The organism is Arcobacter sp. CECT 8989 (assembly GCF_004116715.1).
In the GTDB taxonomy this organism is placed as follows: domain Bacteria; phylum Campylobacterota; class Campylobacteria; order Campylobacterales; family Arcobacteraceae; genus Halarcobacter.
Genome location: NZ_PDKE01000004.1, coordinates 207806 through 221560 on the forward strand (window position 1 = coordinate 207806; position 13755 = coordinate 221560).

General features: G+C 29.5%; 12 protein-coding genes. 4 read left to right on the forward strand and 8 right to left on the reverse strand.

Annotated elements, in window-relative coordinates:
- Positions 1-5 precede the first annotated feature (5 nt).
- From CRV02_RS05850 to CRV02_RS05880, 7 genes are all read right to left on the reverse strand, one after another.
- Complete coding sequence (locus CRV02_RS05850) at positions 6-1292, reverse strand: citrate synthase (protein WP_129089539.1); 1287 nt, start codon at positions 1290-1292, stop codon at positions 6-8.
- Positions 1293-1312: 20 nt separating this feature from the next.
- Positions 1313-2572, reverse strand: coding sequence for an NADH-quinone oxidoreductase subunit NuoF (gene nuoF / locus CRV02_RS05855; protein ID WP_129084675.1), 1260 nt, complete (start codon positions 2570-2572; stop codon positions 1313-1315).
- The gene (gene nuoE, locus CRV02_RS05860; protein ID WP_129084676.1) at positions 2572-3048 is read right to left on the reverse strand and encodes an NAD(P)H-dependent oxidoreductase subunit E; all 477 of its coding nucleotides are present in this window, start codon (positions 3046-3048) and stop codon (positions 2572-2574) included. Before nuoE ends, nuoF begins: the two co-directional genes overlap by 1 nt.
- Complete coding sequence (locus tag CRV02_RS05865; protein WP_129089540.1) at positions 3048-4682, reverse strand: NADH-quinone oxidoreductase subunit D; 1635 nt, start codon at positions 4680-4682, stop codon at positions 3048-3050. Before CRV02_RS05865 ends, nuoE begins: the two co-directional genes overlap by 1 nt.
- Positions 4675-5190, reverse strand: a complete 516-nt coding sequence (locus tag CRV02_RS05870) for an NADH-quinone oxidoreductase subunit B (RefSeq protein ID WP_129084678.1) — start codon at positions 5188-5190, stop codon at positions 4675-4677. The genes CRV02_RS05865 and CRV02_RS05870 overlap by 8 nt, the downstream gene beginning before the upstream one ends.
- Positions 5181-5543, reverse strand: a complete 363-nt coding sequence (locus CRV02_RS05875) for an NADH-quinone oxidoreductase subunit A (protein ID WP_129084679.1) — start codon at positions 5541-5543, stop codon at positions 5181-5183. The genes CRV02_RS05870 and CRV02_RS05875 overlap by 10 nt, the downstream gene beginning before the upstream one ends.
- Positions 5544-5673: 130 nt before the next feature.
- Positions 5674-6822, reverse strand: coding sequence for a MalY/PatB family protein (locus CRV02_RS05880; RefSeq protein ID WP_129089541.1), 1149 nt, complete (start codon positions 6820-6822; stop codon positions 5674-5676).
- Positions 6823-6906: 84 nt separating this feature from the next.
- Here CRV02_RS05880 and CRV02_RS05885 point away from each other — a divergent pair, with 84 nt between their 5' ends.
- The gene (locus CRV02_RS05885; RefSeq protein WP_129089542.1) at positions 6907-8721 is read left to right on the forward strand and encodes a menaquinone biosynthesis decarboxylase; all 1815 of its coding nucleotides are present in this window, start codon (positions 6907-6909) and stop codon (positions 8719-8721) included.
- Between the two features lie 13 nt (positions 8722-8734).
- On the opposite strand, the gene CRV02_RS05890 is transcribed toward CRV02_RS05885, so the two are convergent.
- Positions 8735-11011 (reverse strand): ABC transporter substrate-binding protein, encoded by a 2277-nt coding sequence (locus CRV02_RS05890; protein WP_129089543.1) that lies wholly within the window; start codon positions 11009-11011, stop codon positions 8735-8737.
- Between the two features lie 93 nt (positions 11012-11104).
- Here CRV02_RS05890 and CRV02_RS05895 point away from each other — a divergent pair, with 93 nt between their 5' ends.
- The 3 genes from CRV02_RS05895 to CRV02_RS05905 are packed head-to-tail and all read left to right on the forward strand — an operon-like array spanning position 11105 to position 13486.
- Positions 11105-11674 (forward strand): aminodeoxychorismate/anthranilate synthase component II, encoded by a 570-nt coding sequence (locus CRV02_RS05895; RefSeq protein WP_129089544.1) that lies wholly within the window; start codon positions 11105-11107, stop codon positions 11672-11674.
- A complete protein-coding gene (locus tag CRV02_RS05900) occupies positions 11671-12876 on the forward strand; it encodes a glycosyltransferase family 39 protein (protein ID WP_129089545.1) in 1206 nt (401 codons plus the stop codon). Before CRV02_RS05895 ends, CRV02_RS05900 begins: the two co-directional genes overlap by 4 nt.
- On the forward strand, positions 12866-13486 hold the full coding sequence (locus CRV02_RS05905; RefSeq protein WP_129089546.1) for a type II secretion system protein: 621 nt from the start codon (positions 12866-12868) through the stop codon (positions 13484-13486). The genes CRV02_RS05900 and CRV02_RS05905 overlap by 11 nt, the downstream gene beginning before the upstream one ends.
- Positions 13487-13755: the final 269 nt, after the last annotated feature.

Sequence of the window (13755 nt, forward strand, 5' to 3'; positions counted from 1 at the left end):
ACTTCTTACTTACCTGTATATAGCTGTCTTGGTCTAGCAATTTTAGCTGTTGGATCTTGCTTTAATTCAGACCATTGTGAAATCCATCCTGGAATTCTTCCGATAACAAAAATAGGAGTAAACATCTCTACAGGAATTTTAAGTGCAGTTAAAATAACACCTGAGTAGAAGTCAATGTTTGGATATAATCCTCTATCTTTGAAGTAATCATCACTTAATGCTGCTTCTTCAACTGCTGCAGCTACATCTAATAATTTAGAGTCTAAGTTTAACTCTACTCTTAATTGATCTTGTAAACCTTTTAATGTTTCAGCTCTTGGGTCTCTGTTTTTATAAACTCTGTGTCCGAATCCCATTAATCTGAATGGGTCATTTCTATCTTTAGCTTTTGCAATATAAGTTGGTACATTTTTAACATCACCAATTAATCTTAATTGATCCATAACTTTTTCATTTGCTCCACCGTGAGCAGAACCCCATAATGCAGAGATACCAGAAGCAATTGCAACATAAGGGTGAGCTTCAGTTGAACCAACATTTCTAACTGTTGTAGTTGAAGCATTTTGTTCGTGGTCAGCATGTAAAGTTAAGATAGCATCTAAAGCATCTACTTCAACTTGCTTGATTTCATCATTTTTACCATCACCTAAGTATTTCATACTTCCACCTGGATAAGCTCTTAACATATATAAGAAGTTTTCAGTAAAGTATTTATTTACATCTGGATAAATTAATGGAGTACCAATTGAGTTTCTATAAGCCATAGCTGCAATAGTAGGCATTTTAGCTAGGATTCTTCTTCTCATAGTTTTGAATTGTTCTTCATCTTCTAAGTGTAAGTGATCTTTATAGAATGCTGATAATGCCATAGTTGCAGCACCCATAGTTGCCATTGGGTGAGCTCCATCTGGTAATGCATCAAATAATCTAATAATACCTTCATTTAAGAAAGATCTATGTCTGATTTCTAAATCAAAATCTTTTGATTCTTCTTCATTTGGAAGTCTTCCCATCATAAGAAGGTGACAAACATCTAGGTAAGATTTTTTACCAGCAAGTTCTTGAATAGGGTAACCTCTATATCTTAACTCAGAGTTTTCACCATCAATGAATGTGATTTTTGATTCACAAGATGCAGTTGAAGTATATCCTGGGTCATAAGTGAACATTCCAGAATCTTTATAAAAAGATCTAATATCTAATACATCTGGTCCTCTTGTACCACTTAAAACATCATACTCATAAGATTTACCATTTCTGTTATCCGTTAGTGTAAAAGTATTCTTTGCCATCTTTCATATCTCCTTGTATTTTAGCTTTTAAAGTATTCAACGAATTCGTGTCTATATTTTTCAACAATGCTTTGGATAATATCTTTAACTGCTGGTGCAAATACACAAATAGTTTTTCCATTCATTGTTCCACAAACATCAATAATAGTATCTAGATCTGCATCTGTACCATTACCTTCTAAAATCTTCTTAATAGTTTTATCAATCCAACCAGTTCCCTCTCTACAAGGAGTACATTGTCCACAAGACTCGTGGTGATAGAACTCAATTAAGTTTTTTGCAACTTCAACCATTGATGTACCTTCTGGAATAATCATCATTCCACCAGTACCAAGTGTTGAACCAATGTCCCACATAGATTCATAATCTAAATATGCTTTTTCTACTTCTTCAGCAGTTAAAATTGGACATGAAGCACCACCTGGAATTAAAGCTTTTAATTTTAATCCATCTTGCATACCACCACCGATGTCATTAATTACATCGATCATCTTTTCACCATATTGAAGTTCGTAAACTCCTGGGTTTTTAACAGGACCACTCATAGCAAAAAGCATTGTTCCTGGTGCTCTTTCAGTTCCCCATTTTGTATATGATTCATAACCATTTAATACAATATTTGGAACAGATGAAATTGTCTCAACATTGTTTACTGTTGCAGGCATTCCATAGAACCACTCACACTCTTTACCATGTGGTTTAAGTCTTGGGTGTCCTCTTTTACCTTCAATTGATTCAATTAAAGCAGATTTTTCACCACAAATATAAGCTCCACCACCTCTGTGAACAGTAATGTCGATTCTATAATCGTATTTGTTCATTACTTTTTCACCAATGATTCCAGCTTCATATGCTTCTTCAATTGCTGCATTTAATCTATCGATGAACCATTTATATTCACCTCTGATATAAATATATGCATCATGTGCACCAATTGCATATGATGAACAAATAATTCCCTCAATTAATAAATGTGGGTCATATTGGAAAATTTGTCTATCTTTAAATGTTCCAGGTTCAGACTCATCACCATTAACGATTAAGTATCTTGGTCTTTCATCAATAGGTGGCATAAGTTTCCATTTAGGACCGCAAGCGGCACCACCACCACCTTTTCCTCTTAACCCTGATTTACAAACTTCTTCTGTAATCTCATCTGGTTGCATAGAAAATGCTTTATCAATAGATTCGTATCTTCCATTTTTTAAAGCTACTTCAAGTTTATGAGAATCTGGAATGTCAAAGTTTTTACTAACAATTTTTACTAATTCAACTGCCATTACTTACACTCCTCAATAATCTTCTTAAGTTTGTCAACAGACATGTGTTCGTGGTACTGATTATTTAATGCAATCATTGGTGCACCACCACAAGCTCCTTGACACTCAACTTCTGAGAAGTGGAATTTACCATCTTCACTAGTTTCACCTGGACCAATACCTAAAGTATCTTTTACAAACTTTTTAAGTTCAGGTGCACCCATTACCATACAAGATAGAGTTTTACATAACTCAATGTGGTATGTACCAATTGGTTTTAAGTTGAACATTGTATAGAATGTTGCAAACTCATAAACTTCAATTGGTGTTTTTCCTAATTTATCAGCTACAAAAATCATTGCATCAGGACTTACCCAACCTTCTTGCTCTTGAACAAGCCATAAAGCAGGTAACATCATTGCATCAATTTTTGGATACTTTTTAGCAATTCTTGCAAACTCTTTTTCATTTGCTTCTGTATATTTAAATTTGCTCATTATCTATCAAACTCCCCTGCAATAAAGTTCATACTAGCCATTGTTACAACAGCATCAGCTAACATATTACCTTCTACAATTCTTGCATAAGCACCTAACGAGTAGTAACAAGGTGGTCTACATTTAACTTTGTATGGATTACCAGAACCATCACTTACGATGTAGAATCCTAACTCACCATTTGCACCTTCAGTGTAACCGTAGTATTCACCTTTAGGAACTTTAATACCTTCAAATGTTAATTTAAATTGGTTCATTAAACCTTCAATATTTCCATAAACATCTTTTTTGTCTGGAAGAATAATTCCTTGATGGTCAACATTAAGTGGTCCATCTGGAAGCTCTTTCATTGCTTGTTTAATGATTCTAATTGATTGTCTCATCTCTTCAAACTTAACCATTATTCTGTCATAAACATCTCCATGAGAACCTACAACAACATCAAAGTCAAAGTTTTCATATCCATAATAAGGAGCATCTTTTCTTAAGTCGAATGCAACACCAGTAGCTCTTAAGTTAGGACCAGTAATCCCAGCATTAATAGCAAACTCTTGGTCAATTACACCAACATCTTGTGTTCTATCATGGAAAATTCTGTTGTGCTCAATTAAAGATAAAGAGTCTTCAATTGCTTTTTCAATATCTTTAATTACTGCATCTAAATCTTCAGCAAATCCATCATAAAGATCAAACTCTAAACCACCAATTCTAGTATAAGAGTTAGTTAACCTTGCTCCAGTTAGTTTTGAAAGAATATCATAAGCTTTATCTCTTGGTGCGAAGATATACCAGAAGTTTGTAAGTCCACCAAGGTCAACCATGTTTGCAGCATTACAAACAATGTGGTCAGTAATTCTTGAAAGCTCACCAATGATAACTCTAATCATCTTTGCTCTAGCAGTAATATCAATTCCTAACATATCTTCAACAGCTTTTGAATAACCAATGTTATTTAAAATTGCTGAACAGTAGTTAAGTCTATCAGTATAAGGAATGATTTGAGAGTAGTTGTGAGTTTCACAAGATTTTTCAAAACCTCTGTGTAAGTAACCAATTTCAGTTACACAAGCTCCAATTGTTTCACCTTCCATTGCAACGAAGTTTCTAATTGTACCGTGAGAAGCAGGGTGAGAAGGTCCAACGTTTAGCATCATTAGATCTTCCATATCAGCTTCACTGTAACCTTTTCTTTTTAATAGAGGAAGCATTTCATCCATTAAGTCTTCAGTTTCAGTACAAATTTGACCTTTAGTGATTTCATAATCTTTTCTTAAAGGATGTCCAACAAATTGGTGGTGATTTAAAACTCTTTTTAAATTTGGGTGACCTTTGAATCTAATACCATATTGGTCAAAAGTTTCTCTTTCTCCCCAGTCTGCTGCGTAGTATAAATCAGTAATTGAATCAACTTCTAAAGTATTATCATCTACATATGATTTAATAGAAATTTGTTTTTTAAAGTTACTAGTTCTTAAAACATAAATAACTGCAAATCTAGATGGAGTAACATCTGGGTACTCTAAATAGTCAACAGCAGTAATATCTAAAAGAAGAGTGAAGTCTTCTTCATTTTTTAGTCTAGTAATTGTTGATTTAATATCTTGTGCATCAATAAGCATATCAGTTTTAAGCATCTAAAATCCCTTTGAAGTTTCTATCTCTTTCTTTGATAATAGATTCATTATAAGATTTTTTCTGAATATTCATAATTGCATCTAAAACCGCTTCTGGTCTTGGAGGACAACCTGAAATATATTCATCTACAGGAATAACTTCATCAATTCCTTGTAATGTTGTATAGTTATCATAAAAACCACCAGAACATGCACATGCTCCCATAGAGATAACCCATTTAGGCTCACACATTTGATCCCAAATTCTTTTTAATACAGGAGCTTGTTTATAAGTAATAGTTCCTGCAACAATAAGTAAGTCTGCCTGTCTTGGCGAGAATCTTACAACTTCTGCACCGAATCTTGATATATCATATTTCGCTGCTGCAACTGACATGAATTCAATACCACAACATGCAGTACCAAACGCCATTGGCCACATTGAATATGATCTAGCCCAGTTAACAGCTTCATCAAGTTTTGTAGTGATTATAGAATCACCTAAGTTAGCTTCAGCTCCTAATCCCATGATAACGCCTTTTTCTTATACATATAAATAAGACCAGCAAAAAGTAGTCCAATAAAAATAAACATTTTTACTAAACCTGCATAGCCAAGGTCAACTAAGTTAACAGCCCATGGAAACATAAAGATTATTTCTACGTCAAATAATAAGAATCCAATAGCTACTAAGTAAAACTTAATAGAAAACCTAATGTTTGTAGTTCCAACAGGGTTGGAAACACCACTCTCGTAAACTGTGTTTTTTAATTTATCTTGTGTATTGTTTGGCCCTAAATACTTTGTTAGTAAGAAAACTCCTACTAATATTAAAGCAATAGAGACAAAAATCACAGATGAAAGAACTAAATGTGTCGACATAATCTATCCCATTTATTAGAATGTTTAAGAAATTGTACTATAAATTGAGTTACTATTTGGTCATATGTTAAAAATTCTTAGAAGTTTAGAATTTAGTGAGAAGATTTGTAATACTAAGGGGGGAACAGGGCTAAAAATATGTAACTATTTTACCCAGTCCCTCTTCAAGCTGTGATGTTGGAAGTGCGCAGTTTAGCCTAAAATACGAGTCTCCTTCAACTCCAAAGCTTCGCCCATCATTAAGTGCTACCTTCGATTTTTCGAATAACATATTTTTTATTTCCTTATGTTTTAGCTCTGTATTTTTAAAGTTTAGCCATAACAAATATGTTGCTTCTGGCTCCAAGAATTGTACTTTTGAGTTACTTTTTGCTAAATATTCTTTAGTAAATTCAATATTCTTTTTTAGATATTTTTTTAACTCTTCTAACCATTCTTCACCAAATTCATAAGCAGCTTCTAATGCTGTATATCCAAATACATTTACTGAAGCAATTTCTCTTTTTGCAAGTTCTTTATCAAATTTTTCTTTTATTTCTTTATTTTCACTGATTGAATATGAACAATTTAATCCAGCAATATTAAATGTTTTTCCAGCAGAGTTTAAAGTTAAAGTAATATTTGAAATTTCCTTTGATAAGGAAGCCATAGGAGTAAATTTTTTAAATACTAAATCAGCATGGATTTCATCACTTATTATTAGAAGATTATGTTCTATACAAATTTTAGCTAATTCTTCCAGCTCTTCTTTACTCCAAACTCTTCCCACTGGATTATGAGGTGAACATAAAACTAAGATTTTGGATTTAGAAGTAATCTTACTTTTTAAATCTTCTAAATCCATAGTGTAGTAGCCATTTTCTTCTTTAAGTGAATTTCTAACTACTTTTCTATTATTGTGTTTAACTGAGTTAAATAGTGGAAAATAAACAGGAGTTTGAACAATAATCTCATCACCTTCCTCACTAAAGGCTTCAATAGCAGCACTATATGCTGGAACTACTCCATTACAAAAAGATACCCATGATGTATCAATTTCCCAATTATGTCTTTTTTTCATCCACTCTTTTACAAGGTTATAAGTTTTTGTAGTAGGTTTTGCATATCCATATACTCCATGAGTTGCTCTTTTAATGATTGCATCATTTATTACATCAGGAGTTTTAAAATCCATATCAGCTACCCAAAGTGGTTGTAAATCAGAATATCCAAAGTATGTTTCTAGTGCATCATATTTAGCACAAGATGTTCCTTTTCTATTTACTATCTCATCAAACATATATATTACCTCTACTATAAACTATTTTTTAATGATAAAATGATATAAAACTTATACTAACAATTAGTTTACTATGAGGAAGAAATGAAAGAAGCTATTGAAATTTTAAAAAAGAATGATCTTTTAAGAATCATTGATGATGAGTTGGATATATATTTAGAGATACCACACATCGCTTATGTTGAAGTAAAAAAAGAAGACTCTAAGGCATTATTATTTACAAATGTTGTAGATAGAAAAAACAATAAAAAATTTGATATTCCAGTGTTAATGAATGTATTCTGTAATGAAAAAGCGGTAAAACTTTTCATTGGAGATGGAGATAAGATTGGAAAAGAGATTGAATCTTTATTAAAAATGAAGCCACCTACAACATTAAGTGAAAAACTTTCTACTTTTGGAAAACTATTTGCACTTAAAAATACAATTCCTAAAAAGAATAGGGGAAAAGGTGAGTGCCAAGAATTAATAAAACTTGGAAGTGAAGCAAAACTTTCAGACCTTCCTATTTTAACTACATGGGAACAAGATGGTGGTCCTTTTATTACAATGGGACAAGTTTATACTACATCTTTAGATGGTGAAATGAAAAATGTTGGTATGTATAGACTTCAAGTATATGATGATAATACATTAGGGATGCACTGGCAGATTCATAAAGATTCGAATCATTTCTTCCATGAATATAAAAAAGCTGGAAAGAAAATGCCTGTTTCAATTGGAATAGGTGGAGATCCGATGTATATTTGGTGTGGACAAGCTCCATTACCTATTGGTGTATTTGAATTAATGTTATATGGTTTTGTAAAAAATAAAAATGCACAACTAGTAAAATCAATTACAAATGATATTTATGTACCAAAAGACAATGACTTTGTAATAGAAGGTTTTGTTGACACAAGCAAAATGAAAATTGAAGGACCATTTGGAGATCATACTGGATATTATACTTTAGAAGAAGAGTATCCATTTATGGAAGTAACTGCAATTACTCATAAAAAAGAACCTACATATTTAGCAACAGTAGTTGGGAAACCACCATTAGAAGATAAGTATATGGGATATGCAACAGAGAGAATTTTCTTACCATTACTTAAAACAACTGCTCCTGATTTAATTGATTATTGTATGCCAGAAAATGGAGTTTTCCACAACCTAATTTTAGCAAAAATCAAAACACTTTACCCTGGACACGCAAGTCAAATGATGCATGCTTTCTGGGGAGTAGGGCAAATGTCATTTGTAAAACATGCAATTTTTGTAAATGAAGATGCACCTGATTTAGAAAATTTTGATGCAATTACTGAGCATATACTAAATAGAATTGATATTGAAGAATTCCTTGTATCAAAGGGAGTTATTGATGCGTTGGATCATACAAGTCCTAAGTTTGCAGTGGGTGGAAAACTTGGTCTTGATTGTACAGGTGAAGAAGTAAAAGAGCTTGGAATTACTTTATTAAGTGATGATGAACTTTTAAAGAAAGTAAATGAACTTACAGATGAAGTTAAACAATTAAAACAATACTATACTCATACAAAAAATCCTGTAACTGTTGTAGCTGTTAATAAGAAAAGAAATCAAAAAGAGATTTTTGAATTATTAAAACCTTTATATAAAAATATAAAAATATTAATCATAATTGATGATGCAAACCAAAATGATGTAAATAATCCATATATGTTAGTTTGGAGAGTTACAAATAATATAGATTCAAATAGAGATTTATATATTGAAGATAATACTATTTGTTTAGATGCAACAAATAAAAATGACTATGATAACTTCAAAAGAAGATGGCCTGATGATGTTGATTGTTCGAAAGAAGTAATTGATAGTTTAAGACAAAGAGGTATTTTAGATATTTCAGATGAGTTTATAAAGAAGTTTCAATTATAAAAGTTAAAGTAGTTTAAACTACTTTAACTTCATCTTTTCCGTTTCTTTTTACATAATACATTGCATTATCAGCTCTTGTTAATAAAGAGTCTGCACAATCTGTCTCTTCAAATTGAGATACTCCAAAACTACAAGTAACTTTTCTATCTATTTCAAAATCAAAGTTTGCAATTTTCTCTTTTAGTAAGTATGCAATATTTTTTGCTTGTACCTTATTTGTTTCAGGTAGGATAATAATAAACTCTTCTCCTCCCCATCTTCCAAAAAAGTCAGTCTTTCTCATTGTATTATTTACTAAAGAAGATATTTTCTCTAAAACATTATCACCAGTTGAATGTCCAAGTTGGTCATTGATTAATTTAAAGTTATCTACATCAAAGAAAATCAAAGATAAACCTCTATTATATCGCTTTTCTTTTAGCTCTAATTCTAAAATAGATTCAATCTTTCTTCTACTAAAGGCATTTGTTAAGCCATCAATATGAGCTATTTTACTTAACTCTTCTTCAGCAAGTTTTCTTTTTTTTATCTCTTTATTTAGTTTTCTATTGTTAATTACAACTATAATAATTAGAACAGAAAGAAAGGCAATTATTTTATAAACCCATGAGTAATCTTTTTCTGGTTCATAGATAATAGAGTTATATTTATCTCGAATAAGTTTTCTCTCTTCATCAGTAATTGTAGAGATTGCTTTATTTAATATATTAAGAAGAACTTTGTTTTCTTTATTTACATGAAGTTTAAGTTCATAATTTTCATTATAAATCCCAGAAATTTTAGCATTTGAGATTGTTTTTTTAGTGATATTATATGATAAAGCAGGAAGTTTACCTAAAATCCCATAAACCTTATTTTTTTGAAGTAAGTCAAAAGACTCATTTATACTAGCTGTTTCTACAAAGTTAATTTTTGGGTATTTCTTTTTTAAATCTTTATAATATGAAGCATATTTTGTAATAGCAATCTTTTTATTTGCTAATTCTGTTATTGATGTTGTATATGGTTTATCTACTAAAGTAGTTAGTGCAAGTTTAATTTTATCTACACTCATACTCATGTTTGAGTTTATATTTTCATAATCTACAGTTCCAAATGCATATTTTAAATTATTTGCATTTGTATTTATCTTTTCATTTGCTTCTTGATTATTGTTGATTACTTCAATTGCCGAGATTAGATTTAGTTTTTTTCTTACAAGGTTCCAATAATCAATCTCTATTCCTGAAAGTTTATTATCTGTTTCAATTGTAAAAGGTGGAAAGTTAGAGTTTGAAATAAGATTTATTTGATAATTTCTAATATATTTTTTTTCTTCTTGAGTTAAGTTTATTTTTTTAGGATTGTAAATTATATCTTCGAGTTTAAAATTTATTGCACTATCACTTAATCCAAGTAATAAATAAAGTCTTTTTATCTCTTCAACTTTTTTATAATCAATATTTCCTAAGTTTCCTTCTTCAAACTGCGCAAGTTCTTTTAAGATTTTAGCTTCATATTTTAAAGCTTCAAGAGATTTGTTTTGTGTATTATATTTCTCATAGATAATTTTTACTGTTTCATCAATATTTTCAAAAGCATATTTCCAACCTTTTAAAACAGCTCTATGCATTTTTCTAACTCTAATTGGATTTTGTCTTAACTCTTCTTGTGAAGTGAAAAAAAGACCTCCATAAAACTCAAAGCCATATTCACTTGGATTGTGAATTTTAAACTCTATATTTTTAGAGTCTAAAATATAAGGTTCATTAGATAAATAACATCCCATAGCGTCAGTTTTACCACTTATTAAGTCTTCAAGTTTAAAAGAGTGTTGTTGAAAGTTTATATCTTTTAAATTTAAACCTTGAGATATAATCATAGAGTTAATAGCAGCAGCTGACCTAGCATCAGGGGTTAGCATAACTTTTTTATTTTTTAAGTCTTTAATTTTTTTAATATTTGAATTGTTAAGTGATATTAAGACCATTGGTGAGTTTTGATAAATAGCGGCTAAAAGAACTACTTTTTTGCCTTCTAGTCTATCAATTATTAAAGATGATTTCCCTACAGCATAACTAGCTTTAGAGTTTAATACTCCATTTACTAAATCTACATCGAAGTCAAACTCTTTAATTATCACATCTAAGTTTTCTTCTTTGAAGTAACCCTTTTCTTTTGCTATATAATAACCTGCAAATTGAAACTGATGTAACCAATCCAATTGAATTGAAATTTTTTCTTCTTTTGCTTGAAGTACTAAAGTATTAAAAAGTAAAGATATTAGTAAAAATATTTTGTAGATATTCATGAAAAAAGTATATCTAAATAATATAAAATATAATCCATATGGATTTAATATATTTGTTGCTATAATACATGTTCTAAAAATAGGAGAAAGTTAATGATTTTAATGATCGATAATTACGATTCATTCACATACAATATTGTTCAGTACTGCTTAGAGTTAGGAGCAGACTTAAAAGTAATTAGAAATGATGAGTTAAGTGTAGAAGAAATAGAAAAATTAAATCCTGAAAAAATTATAATCTCTCCAGGACCAGCAACTCCTGATGATGCAGGTGTTTGTTTAGAAGCAATAGAATATTTTGCTGATAAAAAACCAATTTTGGGTATTTGTTTAGGTCACCAAAGTATTGCTCAAGTATTTGGCGCAAAGGTTATAAGAGCAAAAAATATGATGCATGGTAAAACTTCAAATATTAAAATTGAAAAAGATACAAAGATTTTTAACGAATTACCAAGTGAATTTACACAAACTAGATATCACTCTTTAACTGTTGAAAAGGAAACTTTACCAGCTGAGGTGATTCCTACATCATATAGTACAGATGATAATGAAATTATGTCTTTAGAGATTAAAGACAAAAATATTTATGGAGTTCAGTTTCACCCAGAATCAATTATGAGTGAATATGGACATAAGATTATTGATAACTTCTTGAAGATATGAAAACAGTAGCTAGTGCATATAAATATTTATTCTTACTATTCTTTTTTGTAGTTTTATCTGCACTAGTTTACAATATTCTTAACCTTAGTATTTCATACAAAGAGGCTTTAAACTTTTTTATTAATAACTCTTTATTGAGTATTATTACAAATGCCTCAACTATTATCTTAGGTCAAAATGACTTTGGTCTGAGATTTCCTTTTTTACTTTTTTATATTCTTTCTGTTTTTTTAATGTATAAATTAACAGAAGACTTTTTTAAAAAAGAGTCTGATAGATATATAAATTTAGCTATCTTTTCTATTTTACCAGGACTTTTAAGTGCCTCAATACTTGTAAATAGTGCTATTATAGTTACTTTTTTTACTCTTTTATATATATTCATATTCAAAGTAACAAGTAAACACTCCTATATATTATTGGTATTGTTTTTATTTTTAGATAATTCATTTGCTATATTTTTTCTAGCACTATTCTTTTATTCCCTTAAAAAAAGAGATACAAATTTACTTGTAGTTTCATTAGTTCTATTTGGTATTTCAATGGGAATATATGGATTTGATAGTGGAGGGAAACCCAAAGGTTTCTTAATAGATACTTTTGCTATTTATGCATCTATCTTTTCACCTTTATTATTTATATACTTTTTTTACTCAATATATAGAATAGGAATAAAAGAGAACAAAACACTTACGTGGTATGTATCTATGACCTCTTTATTCTTCTCTTTATTAATATCATTTAGACAAAGAATATATATAGAAGACTATGCACCTTTTGTTGTTATCTTTTTACCTTATATGGTAAGACTATTTTTTAACAGTATTAGAATTAGGCTACCAAGATTTAGAAAGAAACATTATAATATAACTATTGCCACATTAGTAGTTCTTTTATTAAGTGTATTTTTAACACTATTTAATAAACCTTTATATTTATTAGTAAGTGAACCTAAAAAACATTTTGCTTATAAATATGATTTTGTGGAAGATATTGCAATAGAGTTAAAAAAGAGAAATATTAACTATATTAGTTCAGAAGATGAAAAACTATTATTAAGACTAAGGTTTTATGGAATAGAGTCTGGAAAAAAATATTACATTACTACGAAAGAACAATTTTTCTATGATTATAAAATAGATGTAAAATATTTTAATAAAACATTATATAGTACATATATAATAAAAGAAAATGAAAAATAGCTTTTCAATCCTTGAACTAATTCTAGTTCTTTTTATTCTCTCTTTAGTTATAACTACTTTTTATTTTAAACCATATGAAAACAAACTATTAGATGCTACAAATAGAATAGAACTGTATTTAAAGCAAACAAGATATCAAGCTTTAATAGATAACAAAGAAAATAAAGAAGATTCCTTATGGTTTAGAAAGAGATGGACTTTTAAATTTTTCAATTGTGCAAATGATAAAGGAATATACTATGTAATATATAGTGATGAAAATAAAAAGGGACATCCAAATGAAAATGAAAGTTTATTAGATCCACTTACAAAAAAAAGAGTTTATTCAAGTAATAGTTGTGAATATGATGAAAATAGAAGTAAATATGTATTATTAACAAAAGAGTTTGATATTGTAGATACAAATATCACTTGTAATAGTACAAAAGGATTAGGACAATTATCTTTTGGAAATGATGGAAAAGTATATAGCAAACTATCAACATATGAGAATAGAAGTGAAGATTATGAGATTAAAAATAGTTGTTATATAGAATTAATAAATAAATTAGGTCAAAAGAAAACTATAAAAATAGAGCCAAATACGGCTTTTATAGAAATAAATAAGTAAAAAAACCAAAAACATCGAAAACTTTCAAAATTTAAGCTTCAATTAAGAGAAAACCCTTGACAAGAGGAGAAAAATCTATTATAATTCCCGTCCAATTTCAGAGGAACGACATCAAAAATGGTTGAAAGAGTTGCGAAGGAATGGGAGATCTTTTAAAATTTAGAAGGTTTGTAAATAACTTTTATAAACCGAATATGAAATTACAACAAACAAGAATATATTGTAAATATATCCTTGTCTATTTTAATAACAAAGCTTATGCTTTTACA